Origin of the sequence: Pseudaeromonas sharmana, from assembly GCF_042649925.1 — a bacterium.
Taxonomy (GTDB): Bacteria; Pseudomonadota; Gammaproteobacteria; order Enterobacterales; family Aeromonadaceae; genus Pseudaeromonas; species Pseudaeromonas sharmana.
On record NZ_JBHSAF010000001.1, the window covers coordinates 502300 to 522364 of the forward strand.

22 protein-coding genes are annotated in these 20065 nt (G+C 58.5%); 16 read left to right on the forward strand and 6 right to left on the reverse strand.

What is annotated here, in order from left to right:
* Positions 1-64 precede the first annotated feature (64 nt).
* On the forward strand, positions 65-1060 hold the full coding sequence (locus ACFOSS_RS02385; protein ID WP_377150415.1) for a response regulator: 996 nt from the start codon (positions 65-67) through the stop codon (positions 1058-1060).
* Here the strand turns inward: ACFOSS_RS02385 and ACFOSS_RS02390 are convergent.
* Positions 1054-1548, reverse strand: coding sequence for a MarR family winged helix-turn-helix transcriptional regulator (locus ACFOSS_RS02390; RefSeq protein ID WP_377150416.1), 495 nt, complete (start codon positions 1546-1548; stop codon positions 1054-1056). The genes ACFOSS_RS02385 and ACFOSS_RS02390 overlap by 7 nt on opposite strands.
* Positions 1549-1665: 117 nt before the next feature.
* On the opposite strand from ACFOSS_RS02390, the gene ACFOSS_RS02395 reads away from it, so the two are divergent.
* The 3 genes from ACFOSS_RS02395 (at position 1666) to gstA (ending at position 3929) form a co-directional block, all read left to right on the forward strand.
* Positions 1666-2811, forward strand: a complete 1146-nt coding sequence (locus tag ACFOSS_RS02395) for an aminotransferase-like domain-containing protein (RefSeq protein WP_377150417.1) — start codon at positions 1666-1668, stop codon at positions 2809-2811.
* Between the two features lie 19 nt (positions 2812-2830).
* Entirely contained in the window at positions 2831-3262 is a 432-nt protein-coding gene (gene cueR / locus ACFOSS_RS02400) for a Cu(I)-responsive transcriptional regulator (protein WP_377150418.1), read from the forward strand.
* Positions 3263-3323: 61 nt separating this feature from the next.
* Entirely contained in the window at positions 3324-3929 is a 606-nt protein-coding gene (gstA, locus tag ACFOSS_RS02405; protein ID WP_377150419.1) for a glutathione transferase GstA, read from the forward strand.
* 102 nt (positions 3930-4031) lie between these two features.
* Here gstA and ACFOSS_RS02410 read toward each other — a convergent pair whose 3' ends face one another.
* Positions 4032-4334 (reverse strand): DUF2845 domain-containing protein, encoded by a 303-nt coding sequence (locus ACFOSS_RS02410; protein WP_377150420.1) that lies wholly within the window; start codon positions 4332-4334, stop codon positions 4032-4034.
* Between the two features lie 510 nt (positions 4335-4844).
* Here ACFOSS_RS02410 and nifH point away from each other — a divergent pair.
* From nifH to fdxB, 9 genes are all read left to right on the forward strand, one after another.
* Positions 4845-5726 carry a nitrogenase iron protein gene (gene nifH / locus ACFOSS_RS02415; protein WP_377150422.1) on the forward strand — a complete coding sequence of 294 codons (882 nt, stop codon included), beginning with the start codon at positions 4845-4847 and terminating at the stop codon, positions 5724-5726.
* A 59-nt stretch (positions 5727-5785) separates the two neighbouring features.
* Positions 5786-7234 (forward strand): nitrogenase molybdenum-iron protein alpha chain, encoded by a 1449-nt coding sequence (nifD, locus tag ACFOSS_RS02420; RefSeq protein WP_377150423.1) that lies wholly within the window; start codon positions 5786-5788, stop codon positions 7232-7234.
* A gap of 64 nt (positions 7235-7298) precedes the next feature.
* A complete protein-coding gene (nifK, locus tag ACFOSS_RS02425; protein WP_377150424.1) occupies positions 7299-8861 on the forward strand; it encodes a nitrogenase molybdenum-iron protein subunit beta in 1563 nt (520 codons plus the stop codon).
* 59 nt (positions 8862-8920) lie between these two features.
* Positions 8921-9142 (forward strand): putative nitrogen fixation protein NifT, encoded by a 222-nt coding sequence (gene nifT / locus ACFOSS_RS02430; protein WP_377150426.1) that lies wholly within the window; start codon positions 8921-8923, stop codon positions 9140-9142.
* Between the two features lie 16 nt (positions 9143-9158).
* Positions 9159-9854 (forward strand): NifB/NifX family molybdenum-iron cluster-binding protein, encoded by a 696-nt coding sequence (locus tag ACFOSS_RS02435; RefSeq protein ID WP_377150427.1) that lies wholly within the window; start codon positions 9159-9161, stop codon positions 9852-9854.
* Between the two features lie 300 nt (positions 9855-10154).
* Entirely contained in the window at positions 10155-11552 is a 1398-nt protein-coding gene (nifE, locus tag ACFOSS_RS02440; protein ID WP_377150429.1) for a nitrogenase iron-molybdenum cofactor biosynthesis protein NifE, read from the forward strand.
* Position 11553: 1 nt separating this feature from the next.
* Positions 11554-12933 carry a nitrogenase iron-molybdenum cofactor biosynthesis protein NifN gene (nifN, locus tag ACFOSS_RS02445; protein ID WP_377150430.1) on the forward strand — a complete coding sequence of 460 codons (1380 nt, stop codon included), beginning with the start codon at positions 11554-11556 and terminating at the stop codon, positions 12931-12933.
* A complete protein-coding gene (locus tag ACFOSS_RS02450) occupies positions 12926-13390 on the forward strand; it encodes a NifB/NifX family molybdenum-iron cluster-binding protein (protein ID WP_377150432.1) in 465 nt (154 codons plus the stop codon). Before nifN ends, ACFOSS_RS02450 begins: the two co-directional genes overlap by 8 nt.
* A 33-nt stretch (positions 13391-13423) precedes the next feature.
* Positions 13424-13708 (forward strand): ferredoxin III, nif-specific, encoded by a 285-nt coding sequence (fdxB, locus tag ACFOSS_RS02455; protein WP_377150433.1) that lies wholly within the window; start codon positions 13424-13426, stop codon positions 13706-13708.
* A 79-nt stretch (positions 13709-13787) separates the two neighbouring features.
* On the opposite strand, the gene ACFOSS_RS02460 is transcribed toward fdxB, so the two are convergent.
* From ACFOSS_RS02460 to ACFOSS_RS02475, 4 genes are all read right to left on the reverse strand, one after another.
* Positions 13788-14210, reverse strand: a complete 423-nt coding sequence (locus tag ACFOSS_RS02460; RefSeq protein WP_377150434.1) for a DsrE family protein — start codon at positions 14208-14210, stop codon at positions 13788-13790.
* 30 nt (positions 14211-14240) lie between these two features.
* Positions 14241-14588 (reverse strand): hypothetical protein, encoded by a 348-nt coding sequence (locus ACFOSS_RS02465; protein WP_377150435.1) that lies wholly within the window; start codon positions 14586-14588, stop codon positions 14241-14243.
* A 151-nt stretch (positions 14589-14739) separates the two neighbouring features.
* Positions 14740-15648, reverse strand: coding sequence for a DUF2628 domain-containing protein (locus ACFOSS_RS02470; protein WP_377150436.1), 909 nt, complete (start codon positions 15646-15648; stop codon positions 14740-14742).
* A gap of 131 nt (positions 15649-15779) precedes the next feature.
* Complete coding sequence (locus tag ACFOSS_RS02475; protein ID WP_377150437.1) at positions 15780-17267, reverse strand: HDOD domain-containing protein; 1488 nt, start codon at positions 17265-17267, stop codon at positions 15780-15782.
* Between the two features lie 284 nt (positions 17268-17551).
* On the opposite strand from ACFOSS_RS02475, the gene ACFOSS_RS02480 reads away from it, so the two are divergent.
* Genes ACFOSS_RS02480 through nifS form a run of 3 tightly spaced genes read left to right on the forward strand, consistent with a single transcriptional unit; the run spans position 17552 to position 20060 of the window.
* Positions 17552-17896 (forward strand): hypothetical protein, encoded by a 345-nt coding sequence (locus ACFOSS_RS02480; protein WP_377150438.1) that lies wholly within the window; start codon positions 17552-17554, stop codon positions 17894-17896.
* A gap of 32 nt (positions 17897-17928) precedes the next feature.
* Positions 17929-18837: a Fe-S cluster assembly protein NifU gene (nifU, locus tag ACFOSS_RS02485; RefSeq protein WP_377150439.1), complete on the forward strand. Its 909-nt coding sequence runs from the start codon at positions 17929-17931 to the stop codon at positions 18835-18837.
* 14 nt (positions 18838-18851) lie between these two features.
* Complete coding sequence (nifS, locus tag ACFOSS_RS02490) at positions 18852-20060, forward strand: cysteine desulfurase NifS (protein ID WP_377150440.1); 1209 nt, start codon at positions 18852-18854, stop codon at positions 20058-20060.
* Positions 20061-20065 lie beyond the last annotated feature (5 nt).

Consider the following 20065-nt stretch of genomic DNA (forward strand, 5'->3'; position numbering starts at 1 on the left):
TTTTGTTATACCGGCCTGTTGTCTACGCTCTATACGTAACAACGCATTTTTTAGCAGGCAGCGTATGTTGTATTCGGAAAAACAGAAAAAAATTCTGATTATCGATGATGAGCCAGTATTCCGGGCTACGCTGACCGCTTTTCTCCAGCAACAGGGCCACCTGGTTTACCAGGCTGAGAACGGCGTCGATGGTTTGGCTGCGGTGGCGGTCTATCACCCTGAACTGGTGATGTGCGATCTGAATATGCCGCGCATGGACGGTCACCAGGTCATCCAGATTATCACCCAGCGTTTCCCCGAGTTGCCGGTCATTGTGGTGTCTGGTGTCAGCAACCTTGAGGCGGTGACAGGAGCTCTGCGTGCCGGGGCGCGGGACTATTTGATGAAACCGTTGCGCAACTGGCAGCTTGTTGCGGAGGCTATCGACGAGGTGTTTACCCACCTTGTCGAGCAGGACGATGTAGGTGAACTCAATCACCACCTCCACCGACTGCAGCGGGATGACATCGCCGCGACGCAATTACTGCAGGCGATGGCTCCACCGCGGGAGCAGAGGTTGCAAAACTGGCAGGCGCGGTATCAAAGCAGCAGCCCGTTGCTGATCCCCGAGTTTCTCGAGCTCAACGGGCAACTGCTGGTGATTGTCATGGAGCTCTCGTTCATGGGGGCTGATGCGGCCTTTATCGGGGCCATGATCCGCTTCCTGTTGCATGGACCTTATCGCCAATACCAACAGGGGGAGAGCCGTCTGCTTGCTTCGCCAGGCAATGTGCTGGAATACCTGAATTGGAACCTATATGAATCCGGATTGCCCGCCAACGTCAACATGGCGGTATTGCTGTTTTCCCAACATGATGAGCAGATCCGTTTTGCCAACGCCGGGTTGAGTTCCCCCTCCTGGTTACAGCGAGCCAATGGCATGCCGTTGGGAATGCTACGCCAGACGGATTACCCCACCTTCCAGCGCGTGCTCAACAAGCCGTGCCAGCTCTCATTTCACAGTGATAACGGCGACTCGTTGCAGATTGAATTGACATCAATGCTGCAACGGCATCACTGATCCTCGGCCGTATCCGAGCGGCGCAAGGTATCGGTATCCTCTGCCAGGTGGGCAAACTGGGTCATGGCGATGGAGTGCATGATCTGGCGCCAGTGCTGTTCTGCCTCGGGTCCTAACTGCTCGAACACTTGTGACATTAACAGCCGTTGCTTGCCGGACAGCCGCTCTTCCATGGCGATGCCTTCGGTGCTGAGTTGTAAGCGCTTGATGCGTCTATCCCGCGGGTCGGGGTGAACCGCGATGAGGCCGGATGCGATGACGGTTCGCAATGGGCCGTTCAACGCCTGCTTGCTGACACCGAGAATGCGTAGCAGCTCATTGATGCTCAGTTGCGGATAGCGGCCGACAAAATAGAGAATGCGGTGATGTACCCGCTGCAGCCCCTGTTCTGCCAATAAGGTATCCGGGCCAGTCGTGAAGGCGCGAAACGCAAAGTGAAACAGCTCGAGAGCCTGATTAAGAGGCGCGCGTTTATTTTGTCCCTTCATATTGACTTGCTGTCATCCGCTGGCAAGATAGGTCAACCTAACTGACGTATTTAACCTGCCATTCTGCCGGAATGCAACCGCAGCATGGCTTTGCAGACGCTTTGACAGGAGGTCAGCATGTTTGCCGAGCGGATCCAGCACCTAACCTCATCCATCATTCGCGAGATCCTCGCCGCGGCGCAACAGCCGGGTGTGATCTCCTTTGCTGGGGGGTTACCGGCAGCAGGGAGCTTTCCGGAGCCGGATTGGTCGGTGTTGCCTACCTATGTCAAACAGTACGGCATGAGTGAAGGGGAACCCGAACTGCGTGAGGCCATTGCCGCCGATGCGCGCGCCAAGGGCATCCGTTGCGAAGCGAACCAGGTACTGGTGTTATCCGGCTCCCAGCAGGGGCTGGATCTGGTGTCAAAACTGTTTATTGACCCGCACAGCAGCGTGCTGGTGGAATCGCCGACCTACCTGGCGGCGTTACAGTGTTTTCGACTGTTCCAGGCCGATTGCCAGGGGGTGCCTTTGAAGGCTAACGGTCTGGATATGGCCACCTTCGAGAGCCAGGTCCGTGACCACAAGCCCCGTTTTGCCTACCTGATTCCGAGTTTCCAAAATCCGTCCGGCACCTGTTATGACCAGGCTGCGCGTCATGAGACGGCGGCCATGCTCGACAAGTACGGTTTGCCGTTGCTCGAGGATGAACCCTATTGCGAGCTGGATTACGACAATGTAGAAAAGCCGCCAATTTGCTCGCTGTTGCAACGAGCTCCCTGGATCTATCAGGGCAGCTTCTCGAAGATTTTAATGCCGGGCTTACGGGTCGGTTACTTGATTGCCCACCCGAGCCTGATAGCACCGCTAGTCCGTCTGAAGCAGGCGGCAGACTTGCACACCAACCGGCCTGGTCAGTGGCTGGCGCTGGATTATTTGCGCTCGGCTGAAAAACCACAACGCCTGGCCAGGCTACAAGGCTTCTATCGCGAGCGTCGTGACGCCTTTGCCGCTGCCCTGGAGAGCGAGTTTGCGGATATTGCCGAGTGGCAAGTGCCGTCAGGTGGCCTGTTTTTCTGGTTGAAACTTAAACAGGTTCGTGACACGCGCCCCTTGCTGCAACCGGCACTCGAGGCGGGTGTCGCATTTATGCCAGGTGAGGCGTTCTTTGCCGAGGAGCAACCGCCGCTGGGCTATCTACGGCTGAACTTTAGCCATACTGAGCCTGAACTGATGGTGGAGGGCTTGCAGCGCCTGCGCAAGGTGCTGGAGAGCGCTTGAGCCAACGGGGAGGGGGAGCATGAGCCAGAAATCAGCACACTGGTTGATTGGTGATGTCGCCGCGGCCAGTGGTTTGACACCCAAGATGATTCGCCACTATGAGTCTCTGGGTCTGATCTCCCCTCCTGAGCGCAGCCAGAGTGGTTACCGCTACTACGATCAACCCGTGATTGATGAACTGGTGTTTATCCGTCAGGCGCGCGAGCTGGGGTTCGGTCTGCCGCAGATTGCCGACTTGATGCGCCTGTGGCGCAATGAATCACGGCATGCTTCCGAGGTACATGCGCTGGCGACGCGCCATCTGGCTGAGCTGGATCGCAAGATTAGCGAATTACAACGCATGCGGACCATCCTGACCCAGGCCGTCTCCTCTTGCCCTGGAGACCAGCAGTCGGATTGCCCGATTCTCGACCAGTTGGCGCCTGCGGCAAAAAAAGGTTGCCATTCCTGAGGCGCTCGGTTAATCCTCAGCAGAGGCTGTAGCTTTTTTCTGTATTCTGCGAGGAGACCCCATGAAACTCTATTTTGCCCCTGGTGCCTGCTCATTGGCTTCGCACATTGTGCTGTGTGAGCTGGGGCTGCCGTTCACGTTGGAGCGGGTAAACCTGCGCGATAAAACCATCGCTGATGGTCGCGATTTTCGGACGATTAACCCGTTGGGTTATGTTCCGGCGCTGGAACTCAATGATGGTGAGATCCTGACCGAGGGGTCGGCGATCCTGTTTTATCTGGCTGATCTGGTGCCGTCAGCGCATCTGGTGCCACCGGCCGGTGAAGTATCGCGTTACCGGTTGCTGGCCTGGTTGAATTTTATCGGCAGCGAATTGCACAAGAATTTTTCACCTTTGTTTGCCAAGGACACGCCGGCGGAATACAAGGCGGTGGTCAGTGAACGCCTGGCCGCCCGTTTTGCGCATGTAGATGGCGTCTTGGCCTATAGTCCCTACCTGGCGGATGACAGCTTCTCGATTGCAGACGCTTACCTGTTTGTCGTCAGCAACTGGGCGTCTGTGGTCGGGTTCGATCTGTCGCCTTTCCCGCACCTGCTGGCTTTCCGCGAGCGTATTCTGGCGCGTCCGGCGGTACAAGCCGCGATGAAGAGCGAAGGGCTGCTGTGACGATGAGCAAGCCTTGAGATGAGATAGCAAAGAGGGGGCCATGGGCCCCCTCTTTGTTAGCCTGGCTCGCCACGCAGCCCTGGCGTCAGCATACGTTGGTTATCAGTCGTGGCGGGCGCCATTCTCGATCGCAGTGATCAAGCCGTTGACTACGGTGACGCGCTGCATGAACTGGCCTTTACCCATATCAATGGTCAGGATCTCGCCAATCTTGACGGTTTGCTGGTTGCCGTCATTGTCTGTGCGGGTCTCCAGCTTGTCCTCGCGATCGAGCGGGCTACCGCATTTGGCCACCAGCTCGCTCTGCGAATCGCCGGTGGCAATCAGTGCATTGCCACAGCGTAGCGCGTCGGCCTGAGCGGCAGAGGCGGCCAATGCCAGGAAAAGCCAGTATTTGGGTGTCATGGTATTTATCTCCACAGCTAAATGTCCGCTTCTTATACGCCGGTGCTGACAGGCTTTCAAGCCATATGAGTCCCAATTCTGGCTTGAACGTATTCACAACTTTCATGTTCTGCGGCAGTGCCCTGGCTCGCAATGCAGCTCTGCTAAGGCCGGCTGTCATGACTCCGTGGCGGCGGACCGGAGTCGTCAGCGAGCATTCAGGGAGGAGCCTGGCGTGTTGCTGAACAGGATGTATGCTGCCTTTTGCTTCCAGCGCACAGGGCGAGCGCTGCAGGCGCCATGCATTCCGTCTGCGGCCTAACGTTTGGCACGCACGCAAAAACTGACAAAAATGTGCATTTCATGTGTGAACAAACGCACAAAAAGCACGGACTTTGTTCTCTTCATCGCGGGAGCTTTTCGGTGCTTCAGTTGAATATTTAATAAAAAACAATTAGTTAAGTTATTTTCACGCTTTGGTATGCGCTGTGCACTCTTGTAGACGTCAACTGTCAACAAGGAGATATCGACATGGCGCTTCGTCAATGTGCAATTTACGGCAAGGGTGGTATCGGTAAGTCTACCACTACACAAAACCTGGTGGCCGCACTGGCCGAAATGGGCAAGAAGGTGATGATCGTCGGTTGTGACCCCAAGGCCGACTCTACCCGTCTGATCCTGCACGCCAAGGCTCAGAACACCATCATGGAGATGGCGGCCGAGAAGGGCTCCGTTGAGGATCTGGAACTCGAAGATGTGCTGCAAATTGGCTACGGTGGCGTGCGTTGTGCCGAATCCGGTGGTCCTGAGCCAGGAGTCGGCTGTGCCGGCCGTGGTGTTATCACTGCCATCAACTTCCTCGAAGAAGAGGGTGCCTACGATGCCGATTTGGACTTCGTGTTCTACGACGTACTCGGTGACGTAGTGTGTGGCGGTTTTGCGATGCCAATTCGCGAAAACAAAGCCCAGGAAATCTACATCGTCTGTTCCGGCGAGATGATGGCGATGTATGCAGCCAACAACATCTCCAAGGGCATCGTGAAATATGCCAAGTCCGGTAGCGTGCGTCTGGGCGGCCTGATCTGTAACTCCCGCAAGACCGACCGTGAAGATGAACTCATCATCGCGCTGGCCGACAAGCTGGGCACTCAGATGATCCACTTCGTGCCGCGCGACAACATAGTGCAACGTGCCGAAATCCGCCGTATGACCGTCATCGAGTATGACCCGAAGGCGCAACAAGCCGACGAATACCGCTCTTTGGCCCGCAAGGTGGTCGACAACAAGCTGCTGGTGGTTCCGACCCCGGTCACCATGGATGAGCTGGAAACGCTGTTGATGGAATTCGGCATCATGGACGAGGAAGACGAGAGCATCGTTGGTAAGACCGCCGCCGAAGAGGCCATGGCCTGAGTGATGTCGGGGCCGGCGCTGCGTCGGCCCGGGCATCCTTCGCCAGAAGGAGATACAGCATGACTGATAGAACGCGTGAACAGAATGAAGCGTTGATCCAGGAGGTCCTCGAGGTCTACCCGGAGAAGGCGCGCAAGGACCGGGCCAAGCACCTGACCGTCAACGATCCTTCACTGGAAAAAGCCAGCAAGTGCATCACCTCCAACCGTAAGTCGTTGCCTGGCGTCATGACCATTCGTGGTTGCGCCTACGCCGGCTCCAAGGGGGTAGTGTTCGGGCCGATCAAGGACATGATTCACCTGTCCCATGGTCCGGTAGGGTGTGGCATGTACTCCAGCGGTGGCCGTCGTAACTACTATACCGGCCTGACCGGGGTCGACAGCTTCGGCAGCATAAACTTCACCTCCGATTTCCAGGAGAAGGACATCGTCTTTGGCGGCGACAAGAAGCTGCTGCAGATCATCGACGAGATGGAGACGCTGTTCCCGCTCTCCAAGGGCATCACAGTCCAGTCCGAGTGCCCGATCGGCCTCATCGGCGACGACATTGAAGCCGTGTCCAAGAAAGCCAGTGCCCAGACCGGCAAGGCGGTGGTGCCGGTGCGCTGTGAAGGCTTCCGTGGCGTATCCCAGTCATTGGGTCACCACATTGCCAACGACGTGATCCGTGACTGGATCCTGCCGAACCGCGATGACGTTGCCTTCGAGGGGACGCCGTATGACGTTGCCATCATCGGTGACTACAACATCGGCGGTGACGCCTGGTCCTCGCGCATCCTGCTCGAAGAGATCGGTCTGCGTGTGGTCGCTCAGTGGTCAGGTGACGGTACGCTGCCAGAGATGGAGAACACCACCAAGGTCAAATTGAATCTGGTGCACTGCTACCGCTCGATGAACTACATCTCCCGTCACATGGAAGAAAAGTACGGGATCCCGTGGATGGAGTACAACTTCTTTGGCCCGACCAAGATTGCCGAGTCACTGCGCAAGATTGCAGCCCAGTTCGACGAGACGATTCAGAAGAATGCCGAAGCGGTGATCGCCAAGTACGAGGCGCAGACCGCAGCCATCATCGCCAAGTACAAGCCCCGTCTGCAAGGCAAGCGGGTCATGTTGTACGTCGGCGGCCTGCGTCCACGCCACGTCATCGGTGCCTATGAAGATCTGGGCATGGAAATCGTCGGTGCCGGTTATGAGTTTGCGCACAACGATGACTACGACCGGACCCTGCCGGAGCTGAGCAACACGGCGCTGCTGTTCGATGACGTCACCGGGTATGAGTTCGAAGAGTTCGTCAAGGCGGTGAAGCCGGATCTGGTCGGTTCGGGGGTCAAGGAAAAGTACATCTTCCAGAAGATGGGTATTCCGTTCCGTCAGATGCACTCCTGGGACTACTCAGGTCCGTACCATGGCTACGATGGCTTTGCGATCTTCGCCCGTGACATGGACATGACGCTGAACAACCCGTGCTGGTCACAACTGACCCCGCCCTGGAAGAAGTCTGCCTGATCGGCAGGGAACGCAATCCTTTAACCCGTCAGTTCACAGATGAGTGGCGCGGGAGGAGATGGATATGAGTCAGAATGTAGAGAACATCAAAGCCTGTTATCCCCTGTTCGAACAGGATGAGTATCAAAGCCTGTGGGAAACCAAGAAGCAGGGTTTTGAAGAGGCACACAGTGATGCCAAGGTCCTCGAGACCTTTGAATGGACCACCACGGCCGAGTATCAGGAGCTGAACTTCAAGCGTGAAGCCCTGACTATCAACCCGGCCAAGGCCTGCCAACCGCTGGGCGCGGTACTGTGCTCCCTGGGGTTTGAGAAGACGTTGCCCTATGTGCACGGCTCTCAGGGCTGTGTGGCGTACTTCCGTACCTACTTCAACCGTCACTTCAAGGAGCCGGTCGCCTGCGTCTCCGACTCCATGACCGAAGATGCGGCGGTATTTGGTGGTCACGGCAACATGAATGATGGCTTGCAGAATGCCTTTGCGCTCTACAAGCCGGAGATGATTGGTATCTCCACCACCTGTATGGCGGAAGTTATCGGTGACGACCTGCAGGCCTTCACCAACAACGCCAAGAAGGACGGTTTCGTTCCCAACGAGTTGCCGTTGCCTTATGCCCATACTCCGAGCTTTGTCGGCAGCCATGTCACCGGCTGGGACAACATGTTCGAAGGTTTCTGCCGCTCACTGGCCCCGGCGGCCGCTAGCGTCGGCAGCAATGGCAAGCTGAACCTGGTCACCGGTTTTGATACCTATCTGGGTAACTACCGTGTTCTCAAGCGCATGATGACCGAGATGGGCGTGCCATTTAGCCTGCTCTCCGATCCGTCAGAAGTGCTGGATACTCCGGCCGATGGTGAATACCGCATGTATTCCGGCGGTACCACCCAGGCCGAGATGAAAGATGCGCCGAACGCCATCGACACCCTGCTGCTGCAACCCTGGCAACTGGTGAAGACCAAGAAAGTGGTCACCGACACCTGGGGCCAGCCGGCCACTGCTGTGGATGTGCCGATCGGCCTGGCAGCGACCGATGAGCTGCTGATGAAGATCAGTGCGCTGACCGGCAAGGCGATCCCGGAGTCTCTGGCGCTGGAACGTGGCCGCCTGGTGGACATGATCACTGACTCCCACACCTGGTTGCATGGCAAGAAGTTTGCCCTGTACGGGGATCCGGATTTCGTCATGGGACTGACCAAGTTCCTGCTCGAGCTGGGTGCCGAACCGACCGTGATTCTGTGTCACAACGGTTCCAAAAAGTGGGAAAAGGCACTGAAGAAGGTGCTCGAAGCCTCACCGTATGGCCAACAGAGCGAAATTTATGTCGGTTGTGACCTGTGGCATCTGCGCTCGCTGATGTTCACCAACAAGCCGGACTTCCTGATCGGTAACAGCTATGGCAAGTACATCCAGCGCGACACCCTGGCCAAGGGGAAAGCGTTTGAAGTGCCGTTGATTCGCCTCGGCTTCCCGATCTTCGACCGTCACCATCTGCATCGCATGACCACCTGGGGTTATGAGGGCGCCATGTACATTGTCACCACCCTGGTGAACGCCGTGCTGGAGCGCCTGGATGAAGAGACCATGGTGCTCGGCAAGACCGACTACAACTTCGACCTGATTCGCTAAGGTCCCTGCGGGTGGAGTCTGTCTCCACCCGCTTTTTTGTCTGCGTCAAGGAGAGACCCATGCCGAATGTCATGTTTCGTCAGCAGGCCGATGGCCTCTACTGCTATATCGCCAAACGCGATCTGGAAGCCAAGATCACCGCTATGGAATTCGAAAGTGCCGAATGCTGGGGCGGACGATTTGAGCTGGCCGATGGTCAGGCTTTTTATCTGCAACCGCTGAATCAGATGCCCGCGTTGCCGACCACGTTGCGCGTCACCCGCGCTGACGGTGACGACTAACTAGAAGGAGCCCCCCATGAGTACGCTTCTTGAGAGTCAGGTTTACTGGCGCTTGCTGGCACTGGCCCAGCAGCTACCCGCTATCGAGCAGGGACAGTTGTTTGACTGGGTCTGTTCGTTGCTCTCCGGGCCGCTGAACAGTGCGGCACTGGAAGCCTTGACGCTTCCACAACTGCATGCGGCGGCACGGCCAGAGATGGCCTCGCTGTCGACAACCCAATGGACCGCCATGCTGGCAACCTTGCAGGGTGAACTGCCGGCACACCTCGAGCCCAAGCCGGTGGCTGGTTCCGCTCAGGGGGCCTTGCGGGCTGCCTTTGCCTCGACGGATGGTCTGAGAATCAATGGTCACTTTGGCTCCTGCCCGCTGTTTTTTGTCTATCAGCTGACGGCCACCGAGCATCGCTTGATCGATATTCGTCGTTTCAGTGCCCGGGATGCCGATACCGCCGGTAGCGAGAGCAATGAGGCGCGCGCCGAACTGCTGGGCGATTGTCAGCTGCTGTTTTGTGAGGCCATTGGCGGGCCGGCTGCCGCCCGGGTGATCCGCCACGGTATTCATCCGGTGAAGATCAAGCGCGATCCGGTGATCGCCGTTCAGGTCGCCGAGTTGCAGCACCTGCTGGCCGGGCAATTGCCGCCCTGGCTGGCCAAGGCGCTCGGGCGCAAGGATGACCTGGCCAGCCGTTTCGATCTGGAGACCGAAGAGTAAGGTGTCGATCCGTTCCCAGCCCGGATCGGTCCGCGATCAGTCACATGCAGTGTGTAACCCGTGATAAGGCTCGGGGCGGCTCTGGCTGGGGGGCGATCCGCCCCGATGCCTTCCCGACCTGTTCACCACCTTGTCCGTAACGACAGCCGTGTGTGGTGGAGCCGACAAGCGTGTGGAACTGTGTCGCATGTCGGAAATACTACAATAAATAAACCATAAAAATCATGTAATTAGAGTTGGTTTGTCCTTTGCAGTTCATTCATCAGGCGCAATGGCGCCAGTGCAGTCGCAGGAGGCGTTATGAAGGGAAATGAAATTGCTGCCTTGATGGATGAACCGGCCTGTCAGCATAACAACAAGAGTAAGTCCGGTTGCAGCGCACCCAAGCCTGGCGCAACGGCAGGCGGCTGTGCCTTTGATGGGGCACAGATCACCCTGTTGCCGATTGCCGATGTGGCGCATGTGGTTCATGGCCCCATCGGCTGTGCCGGTAGCTCGTGGGACAACCGTGGCAGCCGTAGTTCTGGTCCGCAACTCTTCCGCCTGGGCTTTACCACCGACTTGAGCGAACAGGACGTCATCATGGGCAAGGGTGAACGTCGCCTGTTTCACGGCATCCGCCAGCTCGTTGAGCGTTATCACCCGGCCGCCGTGTTTGTTTACAACACCTGCGTGCCGGCGATGGAAGGCGACGACATCGACGCCATCTGTCGTTTGACCTCGGAGCGTCTCGGGCTGCCGGTGATCGGTGTCGATGCCGCCGGTTTCTACGGCAGCAAGAATCTGGGCAATCGGATTGCCGGTGACGTGATGGTCGATAAAGTCGTTGGCCAGCGCGAGCCGGCCCCCTGGCCTGAGGATGCCGCCATTCCCGCGGATCGTGGGCATAGCATTGCCTTGATTGGTGAATACAACATCGCCGGCGAGTTCTGGCACGTGCTGCCACTGCTGGATGAGCTCGGTGTCCGCGTATTGTGCACCCTCTCCGGTGATGCCCGTTTTGCCGAGGTTCAGACCATGCATCGCAGCGAGCTGAACATGCTGGTTTGCTCCCGGGCGCAGATCAATGTGGCGCGCAAGCTGGAGGAGCGTTACGGCACCCCCTGGTTCGAGGGCAGCTTTTACGGGGTCCGTGACATGTCTGACGCCTTGCGCTGCATTGCGACCATGCTGGGGGATAGCGATCTGCTGGCCCGCACCGAAGCGCTGATCGCCAGGGAGGAGGCGCGGGTCGATCGCTTGTTGGCCGAGTTCCGCCCCCGCCTGCAGGGCAAGCGTGTGCTGCTGTATACCGGTGGCGTCAAATCCTGGTCTGTGGTGTCCGCCCTGCAGGATCTGGGCATGGTGGTGGTCGCCAGCGGCACACGCAAGTCGACCGAGGAAGACAAGGCGCGGATCCGCGAACTGATGGGGGAAGATGCCATCCTGCTGGACGAGGGCAACCCGCGCCAGCTGCTGGATACCGTCTATCAGCAGAAGGCCGACATGATGATCGCCGGTGGCCGCAACATGTTTACCGCCTACAAGGCCCGGTTGCCCTTTCTCGATGTCAATCAGGAGCGTGAACATGCCTTCGCCGGTTATGACGGCATGGTTGAGCTGGCACGCCAAATTTGTCTGACCCTGGAGAGCCCGATCTGGGCCCAGTCGCGCAGCAAGGCGCCATGGCAGGGTGCAACACAGATGACAGGGGGTTGAGATGGCGCTGGTGATCAAGAACAGTAAACCGATGGCCACACGGCCAATCAAGAGCGGCCAGCCACTGGGGGCGATCCTCGGCAGCTTGGGGCTGGAGCGCTGCATTCCGCTGATTCATGGTGCTCAGGGCTGCAGTGCCTTTGCCAAGATATTTTTTATCCAGCACTTTCATGAGCCGATTCCGTTGCAATCCACGGCGATGGATCCCATCGCCACCATCATGGGGTCGGATGAGAATATTGTGCAGGCGCTGGCCACCCTGTGTGAACGTAACAATCCGCGTCTGATCACCTTGATGAGTTCCGGGCTCGCCGAGGCGCAAGGCGCCGTGCTGACCCGCGCCATCAAGAGTTTCCGTCAGGCCTGGCCGCGTTATGAGCGCGTCGAGATAGTGCACGTCAATACCCCTGATTTTTATGGTTCGCTCGAGAATGGTTATGCCAGCCTGGTGGAGAGCCTGATTGAACAGTTAGTGCCCGAACAGTCGGTGCGCGCGATCCGCAAGAAACGCGTCAACCTGCTGCTCAGTCACATGCTGACACCGGGTGACATCGAGTTGATCCGGGATTATGTCGAGGCGTTCGGTTTGCAGCCGGTGCTGGTTCCGGATCTCTCCGCGTCGATGGATGGTCATCTGGCGCGTGGTGATTATCTGCCGGTTTCGCAGGGGGGCAGCGATCTGCAGTCACTGCGACAGCTGGGGCAGAGCGTTGCCACCCTGAGCATAGGGGCGTCGATGCAGCGTGCTGGTCAATTGCTGCAGGCGCGCAGTGCTGTGGCCTGTCATCACTTTCCGCACCTGATGACGCTTGCCGAGATGGATAGATTCATCCTGACGTTGCAGCAATTGAGCGAGCGGCCGGTCCCCGGCTGGATTGAGCGCAGTCGTGGCCAGCTGCAGGACGCCATGATCGATACCCACAGCTGGGTCAATGGCCGGCGGTTTGCCATCGGCGCCGAAGCCGATCTGCTGGTGGCCTGGCTGGCCTTTGGTCACAGTGTTGGCTTAAAACCGGTCAGTATCGTCTCACCGGTCAATCAACCCTCACTCGCCGGTTTACCCGTCGAGTCGGTACAGATTGGTGATCTGCAGGATCTGCAGGATGGGATAGCGCGGGCGGGCGGCACAGATTTGCTCCTGGTCAATGCCCATGGCGCCGATCTGGCGGCCGAATTGTCCTGTCCGTTGTTACGCATTGGCTTTCCTATCTACGACCGCTTCGGCGAGTTTCGCCGCGTGCGCCAGGGCTATGCCGGCATGCGCGATACCTTGTTCGAACTCGGTAACCTGATGCAGGCGGATTACCACGGCCTGCCAGCCTATCACTCGCCATACAAACAGCACTTTGCTGACATGGCGCCGGAGGTGACGTGTGTCTGAACACATTGAGCGTCAATTGCAATTGGCTGATGGACTCTCGGCATCCCTGCGGGTGGCCTTTGCCAGCGGAGATCACAAGCGGGTCGATCAACATTTCGGCTCCTGTGAGGCATTGATGGTGTATGGGGTGGCGCCGGATCGGGCCGAGCTGCTGCAGGTCACCGAGTTTCGCGTCGAGCATGGGCACAGCGTGAGCAAATTGGAGACGCGCATGGAGGTGATTGCCGGTTGTTTCGCCGTGTTTTGTGTCGCCGTCGGGGAATCGGTGTTTCGCCAATTGCTGGCGGCCGGTGTTCGCGCCATTCGCGTCGACAGCGGCACACCTATCAGTCAGTTGATCCGCCAGTTGCAGCAACAGTGGCCGGCCAATGCCGACAGTGGGCGGCGTCAGCAACGGCGCGAGCAGCAGGATGATCGCCTCGCGGAACTGGCTAATTCGAGCTGGGATGATGAATAACCCGTACCACCCAATCTAAGGAGAGCATCTACCATGAGCATGACCATATCCGGTCTGACCCGGGGCGGCAGACCCTGGCAGCCGAAGTTTGTTACGGCTGTCAATTACGAGACCTGCATTGGCTGCGGCCGCTGCTACAAGGTCTGTTCCCGCGATGTATTTGATCTTAAAGAGAAAAGTGACGTCATGGGCGATGACTTTGATGATGAGGATCAGGACGATGTCGCCATGGTCATGACGGTCTCCGATGCCGATGATTGTATCGGTTGTGGCGCCTGTTCGCGGGTATGCCCCAAGAACTGCCACAGCTATTGCTGATGGCTCACTCCCGGAATTTCCACACCACCAACCGAGGGAAACCTCATTTGCCCGGCCAGTCGGCCGGGCTTTTTTTCGGTTACCAGGAGAGGGTGCGGGTGTCTGGTGCAAACAGGGCGGCCCCGGTGAGATCCGGATTACTGACCTGGATACCGGGGAGAACCTGCGCGGCCTTGACACCATATTTTTGCATGCACATGGCGCAGATCAGCACCTTGCCACCGGCGGCCAGCGTCGCGCTGAGCAGTTTTTGCTGTTCCGGATATTTGTCGGCGTTGGCCGTGTTGGCGACCAGCACGCCCCCATCATTGAGGAACAGTGTCAGCGGATGGCCCCGGTCGAGCTGATTTTTGCCAAACGAGATGGCCATCAGGGCCCGGTGCGCATCCTGAGTCGTCATATTGATAAACAGGGGATCGCCTTTGGTGGTGGCTTGAGCAACGCTGGCGCCAACCATACAAAGCCAGATCACCATCCAGCCAGCACGAAGCAGTGTCATCATGGTACCTTCTCCTTGTGTGCGGCGGCCCGGCTATTCGGGCATGCCAGCGTCAGTGTAGTGGCTTATCAGGCGCGACAGGGTGTCATCCAGCTGGGTCTCGATCCGCGCCAGTTCGAGTCCATAGTGTTCGAGCAAGCGGATGGCTTGATCGCGATTGAGCGTCCGTTCACCGAGTAAAAATTCACGCTCAGGTAGTTGCTTGTCATATCGGGGCACAAATTCAAACTGCACGCCATTCAGCGGGTGTCGCAGATAGACCTGCTCGGCCAATTTGCAGAAAGTCTCGATATGCTGGCGGCCATCCGGTCCCAGACATCCCGGCTCGATACGAAACAGCAAGGTCATGGCGGCGAGGGGGGGCGACGAGAGGTCGGGCATCAATAGGCTCCTGTCAGCGAAAACAGAGGGTTAATAAGGCTGATGTCTGACAGGTTAGCCGCTTGACGCCGATTTTCCGATGTTGGATGTGCGACGTTGTGAGCCAGATGGGTAACTGGGGGAGCAGACACGCTGCTCCCCGCGCTGTTCGTTACGGACATTGTGCCGGGCGTTGCCGTTGCGGGATCTGATCCGCCTGGCAATGCCAGCGCAGAGCACCCTGGTCGTCGCTGTGTGCCTGCAGACGTAAACTGGCGTTGGGCAACTGGTTCACGCTCGGCTTGATCACCAGTTGGCCCTGTTGGGCGTCGTAGTCGATGTAGCCAATCGTCGAGTGCGGGGCCAGCTGGAAGCCGATTTCATCCAGCGTGGATGGCAACTGCTGGTGCTGCCGGTAATAGTCATCCAATTGCAGGGTCAGGCGTTGCGTCTCGAGCATGGCGCCATTGAGCCTGGCGCGAACCGTGTAGTCCTGATACGCCGGGATGGCGATGGCCGCCAGAATACCGATCAGGAACAGCAACAGAATCGGCAACACCACCAGAACCAGGCTACTGGTACCGCCACGGGCTTGCAACAGTCCCAGTCGACGTCTGGCATCGGGCTCTTGCAACCTGAGCTGCGCCAACTTGCGTTGGCAGTGCTGATAATAGAGTCGGGTGGCGAGCATGGGTGGTAATAACAGCACCAGCAACCAGAGAATCAGCGCGCCACCCGTCGTCACCGCCGGCGAGTCAGGTGCGATCAGGCCGGTGATAAAGCCAATCAGGAAAGCCAGCAGCGACGGGGCGAAAAAGTAGACCAAGGCGGCCAGCCACATCTTGCGATACAGCAGCCAGAAGAAGGTGACAAACAGCGATGGCCAGTGCCAGCCGAGACTGGAGCCTCCTTGTGCAAAGCGGGCAAACCGCTGCAGGTACCACTGCTGGTTATTCGGCCCCAGCAACGCCGCGAGTTCTTGCTCCTCGGTGATGGGCTCTCGGCCGGGGATGGGGGTGTGACAATGAGGGCACTGTTGCGCCTCATCCTGAAGGGGCTGGCCACATTGCATACAGTACATCTGACACTCCTGGTCTGGATTTATTGTTATTCCCTGGTGGGTGGATCCGGGGCGTAACTATCCTAGCCGAGGTGATCTTGCTGGCTACGGCCGTTATGCCAGAGTGTGCGGCCAGACACACAATCGCCGGCTCAATTGCTCGCTGCAGAGCCCTCCTTGTTTTTGACCACGGCAGACAGACAGAGGTTGGTCTGTTGCACGAAGTGGGTAAAACTAAAAAAGTCATCGCGCGACAGCACCTTGCCTGAATCGGCGCGGTCGGCATAAAAGACGCCGATAGCCTGCTGATCGATGACGATCGGTGCCAGTAAAAACCCCTTGTGGCTGACTGCGGCGCGCATTTCGGGGCTGACAAGCGGACTCCAGCGTGGCTCATTGAGCGAGGTGACCCACACCGGCTCCTGGTTGAGCAGCAACTGGCTGAACAGGTTGTTGCGTTCACTGACATCCAGCGTGAAGCGTTGGCGTAGCAGTTCGCCGTCGCGTCCGGCGATGAAGCGCGGGGTCAATTTTTTCTTGTCCCGGCTTAGCATTAGCACCAATACCCGATCCATGCCGACGCCTCGGGATATCCCTTCCAGCGCCGTGTGAATCATCAGGTTGATGTCGGCTTTCTCCATTGTCATGAAGGTCAGTTCGCGCAACATACGCAACTGCAGGGCCTCGTTGCTCTCCACGGCCTCCACCGGGATTTCCGCCTCCGGTTGCAACAGCGCATTGGCGCCCTTGTCGAGAAACGGTGTCAGCATCTTGGCGCCATAGCTGGACACCATGCGTACCGCCTCGTAGTTGCAACGCTTGAGGCGTTGACGCACTTCTGCCACATCCAGCTCCATGGTCTTGGCCAGCGTGGCGATGCCCTGTTGCAGTTGCGCTGGCGTGGTACGCGGATCCAGCATCAGGGCGCTGAAGTTGTCGGCCTGGCCGATCGCTTGCAACTCCGGGGTTCGACGCTGAGGATCCTGCAGTGAACTGATTAACAACTTGCCCATGTTCCAGGACTGGGCCAGCCCTATCGTCAGCTTGCTGAATGTCGTGCCGAGGGCTTCGCGGACTATCTCGTCCTCCTGTTGCGGTGAGTCGAGCTGACGCAGGCGTTCATCCAGCTCTTCGGCCATAGGCCCGCCTGAACTCCAGAAGGCGCTTTCCCCCAGATGACGCAACAAGGTGGCAATGAAGGCTTCCTCCTGCGTCTCCTCGCTGTATGCATCGAGCAGCATGCGCGACACCATGCCGGCATGGAACGATTGTGCCATCAGTCGCAGCAGGCGCTCATAGACACCGCTGCTGATTTCTCGATTCCGCAACAGGCTGTCGACCAGGGTGGCGGTGATGCAGATGTGTTTAAGCGCATTGAAGCCCAGCAACACGGCAGCCCGACTCATGGTGGTGATCTGGGTACCGCTGCGCCGGTAGGTCACGCTGTTGGCGACGCGCAGAATGCGGGTTGTCAGGCCGTGATCGTGCAGCACGGATTGTCCCAGATTGGCCAGCGAGGCGGTGTCGTCATTGGCCATCTGTTCCAGCATGCGTACCGTCGAACACAAGGCGGGCATTTCGCGGACGCTGATGCGTTCAACCCAGGCATCTGTACCCCGGGTAGTGGATTTACTGCTCATGGTGCGCTCACTTGGCGAGTCAAAAGTAACAGGTATGCCTTAAGCATATGTCTGGGCAGGAAAAATGCGAAAGCCGGCACCGAGGAAGGCGGAGCCGGATCCCATTTGCCATCCGGATTGCACCTGGCTGTCGAAAGTGTGACAAAGCCGACAATACCGGCCGCCATTGTGGCCCATAAAACGCATCTTTAAATGCTAAGTACATGAGTTTAAACGTTTTATTGGTTGGCTCGCCATTTGCTCTTCATCTTGCTGTCGTCATCGGATGTCACGAGGAGAGCCCCATGATCCAGATCGATTCTGCCGCCCTGTCGGCCCTGCGCAACCTGGCCGCCGAGCTGCCGGAGACGGTAGCCGGTTTGCGCCTGGTTCCCTCAGGGGATGCCTGTCAAGGCTGGCAAGTGGCGCTCTCCTGGTGCCAGGCGCGTGACAGCAACGATCTGTGCTGGTCGCAGGAGGGGGTGACACTGATCGCCGATCGCCGCCACTGGCCCACGCTACAGGGTTGCGAGATAGCGCTGGCCGAGCGTAACGGCGAGACCGGCCTGAACATTCGTCTGCAACCAGCGGGCTGCCAGTGTGAACGCGGCAGTTGCAGCCCGGCTGAACCGGTGTCCATGGCCGGATAACCCAAAATAACCATCCGCGGGAGGTGTGAACCATGTGGAATTACTCGGAAAAGGTCAAAGATCACTTCTTCAATCCACGCAATGCCCGCATCCTCGAGGATGCCAATGCGGTGGGTGATGTCGGCTCCATCAGCTGTGGTGATGCGTTGCGGCTGATGCTCAAGGTGGATCCGGATAACGAGATGATCCTCGATGCCGGTTTTCAGACCTTCGGTTGCGGCAGTGCCATTGCCTCCTCCTCGGCGCTGACCGAGATGATCATCGGCAAGACGTTGGAAGAGGCAGAAGGGATCAGTAATCAGGACATCGCCGATTACCTCGACGGTTTGCCGCCGGAGAAGATGCACTGTTCGGTGATGGGCAAGGAGGCGTTGGAGGCGGCGATCGCCCAGTACCGGGGCGTCGAGTGGTGTGATGACCACGAGGAAGGAGCGCTGATCTGCAAATGCTTCGCTGTCGATGAGGCGAAGATCGTCAAAGCGGTGCGCGAGAACGGGCTGAAGACGCTGACCGAGGTCATTCACTATACCAAGGCTGGCGGCGGCTGCAGCACCTGCCACGAGAAGATTGAACAGGTGCTGGACAAGGTGCTGGCCAGCAGTGCCTGCAGTGAGACGCAACAGAAGGCCTACGCCAAGTCCGGATCGGTGGCAATGCCGGCGGCCAGCGTCACCGCGGCGGTCAAGCCGGCGGCTGAGCAGGGCGGTCCCTTGTGGCAGCAGGTCTCGGCGGTGCTGGCCGAGATGCGTCCCCACCTGCAGGCCGATGGCGGGGATGTCACGCTGATTGCGGTCAGTGAAGACAGGGTCGAGGTGGCGCTCTCCGGCAATTGCATGGGCTGCATGATGACCGATATGACGCTGGCCTGGATCCAGCAAAAACTGATGGAAGCGCTCGGTCGCTATATCCGCGTCGTCAGCGTCACCGAAGCCTTGGTCTGACAGGGAGAGTCACGATGAAAGCCATTTATCTGGACAACAATGCCACCACCCGGCTCGACCCGGTGGTTCTGGATGCCATGATGCCGTTCCTGACTGAACACTACGGCAACCCGTCATCGATTCATGGGTTTGGCGACCCGGTACGCAAGGCGATTGAGCAGGCGCGCAACCAGGTGGCCACCCTGCTCGGGGCGGAGCACGCCACCGAGATCGTCTTCACCTCCTGTGCGACCGAGGCGAACAGCACAGTGCTGCTGTCCGCGGTGGAGGCGCTGCCGGATCGGCGCACCCTGATCACCAGCGCCGTCGAACATCCGGCAGTGCTCGAGGTGTGCGAACACCTGGAGCGTCAGGGCTACACCATTCATCGCCTCGGCGTCGATGGCTGTGGCCGTCTCGATCTGGCCGCCTATGAAACCCTGCTGAGCGACGATGTGGCACTGGTATCGGTGATGTGGGCCAACAACGAAACCGGAACCCTGTTCCCGGTGGAGCAGATGGCGCAAATGGCCAAGGCACGCGGCATCCTGTTTCATACCGATGGCGTGCAGGCGGTGGGTAAGCAGCCCATCAACCTGGCGCAATCGGCAATTGATTTCCTGTCGTTCTCCGGCCACAAGCTGCACGGGCCCAAAGGGGTGGGGGCGCTGTATGTGCGTCGTGGCACCCGCTTCCGTCCGTTGCTGCGCGGCGGCCACCAGGAGCGCGGCCGGCGCGCCGGGACGGAAAATGCCGCCGGCATCGTCGGCCTCGGCATGGCGTGTGAGCTGGCAGAGTTGCACATGCCGATGCTGACCGGCCCGATTCAGGCGCTTAGAGATCAGTTGCAAGCCGGCTTGCTGGCGAAGATCCCCTGCGCGCGTGTCACCGGCGATCCGGATCATCGCACCCCGAACACGCTGAACATTGCCTTCGATTACGTTGAAGGCGAGGCGATCCTGCTGATGCTCAACCAGCTGGGTATCGCCGCCTCCAGCGGCAGCGCCTGCACCTCCGGCTCGCTGGAGCCCTCTCACGTGATGCGCGCCATGGGCATTCCTTATACGGCAGCCCACGGCAGTGTCCGCTTCTCACTGTCACGCTATACCCGCGAACGAGAAATCGAACAGGTGCTGACTCACTTGCCGTTGATCATCGAGCGCTTGCGGGCGCTGTCGCCCTACTGGCAACAGAACAAGCCGGCGTTGGCACAACACGGTGAGTTTGCTCCGGCCTACGGTTAAACCTC

Coding starts and splice junctions, on each gene's coding strand:
- nifE (WP_377150429.1), top strand. CDS start 10,155: ATGAAGGGAAATGAAATTGCTGCCTTGATGGATGAACCGGCCTGTCAG.
- nifH (WP_377150422.1), top strand. CDS start 4,845: ATGGCGCTTCGTCAATGTGCAATTTACGGCAAGGGTGGTATCGGTAAG.
- nifU (WP_377150439.1), top strand. CDS start 17,929: ATGTGGAATTACTCGGAAAAGGTCAAAGATCACTTCTTCAATCCACGC.
- nifT (WP_377150426.1), top strand. CDS start 8,921: ATGCCGAATGTCATGTTTCGTCAGCAGGCCGATGGCCTCTACTGCTAT.
- nifD (WP_377150423.1), top strand. CDS start 5,786: ATGACTGATAGAACGCGTGAACAGAATGAAGCGTTGATCCAGGAGGTC.
- nifK (WP_377150424.1), top strand. CDS start 7,299: ATGAGTCAGAATGTAGAGAACATCAAAGCCTGTTATCCCCTGTTCGAA.
- ACFOSS_RS02475 (WP_377150437.1), bottom strand. CDS start 17,267: ATGAGCAGTAAATCCACTACCCGGGGTACAGATGCCTGGGTTGAACGC.
- ACFOSS_RS02395 (WP_377150417.1), top strand. CDS start 1,666: ATGTTTGCCGAGCGGATCCAGCACCTAACCTCATCCATCATTCGCGAG.
- ACFOSS_RS02435 (WP_377150427.1), top strand. CDS start 9,159: ATGAGTACGCTTCTTGAGAGTCAGGTTTACTGGCGCTTGCTGGCACTG.
- nifS (WP_377150440.1), top strand. CDS start 18,852: ATGAAAGCCATTTATCTGGACAACAATGCCACCACCCGGCTCGACCCG.
- gstA (WP_377150419.1), top strand. CDS start 3,324: ATGAAACTCTATTTTGCCCCTGGTGCCTGCTCATTGGCTTCGCACATT.
- nifN (WP_377150430.1), top strand. CDS start 11,554: ATGGCGCTGGTGATCAAGAACAGTAAACCGATGGCCACACGGCCAATC.
- ACFOSS_RS02465 (WP_377150435.1), bottom strand. CDS start 14,588: ATGCCCGACCTCTCGTCGCCCCCCCTCGCCGCCATGACCTTGCTGTTT.
- cueR (WP_377150418.1), top strand. CDS start 2,831: ATGAGCCAGAAATCAGCACACTGGTTGATTGGTGATGTCGCCGCGGCC.
- fdxB (WP_377150433.1), top strand. CDS start 13,424: ATGAGCATGACCATATCCGGTCTGACCCGGGGCGGCAGACCCTGGCAG.
- ACFOSS_RS02480 (WP_377150438.1), top strand. CDS start 17,552: ATGATCCAGATCGATTCTGCCGCCCTGTCGGCCCTGCGCAACCTGGCC.
- ACFOSS_RS02460 (WP_377150434.1), bottom strand. CDS start 14,210: ATGATGACACTGCTTCGTGCTGGCTGGATGGTGATCTGGCTTTGTATG.
- ACFOSS_RS02410 (WP_377150420.1), bottom strand. CDS start 4,334: ATGACACCCAAATACTGGCTTTTCCTGGCATTGGCCGCCTCTGCCGCT.
- ACFOSS_RS02385 (WP_377150415.1), top strand. CDS start 65: ATGTTGTATTCGGAAAAACAGAAAAAAATTCTGATTATCGATGATGAG.
- ACFOSS_RS02390 (WP_377150416.1), bottom strand. CDS start 1,548: ATGAAGGGACAAAATAAACGCGCGCCTCTTAATCAGGCTCTCGAGCTG.
- ACFOSS_RS02470 (WP_377150436.1), bottom strand. CDS start 15,648: ATGTACTGTATGCAATGTGGCCAGCCCCTTCAGGATGAGGCGCAACAG.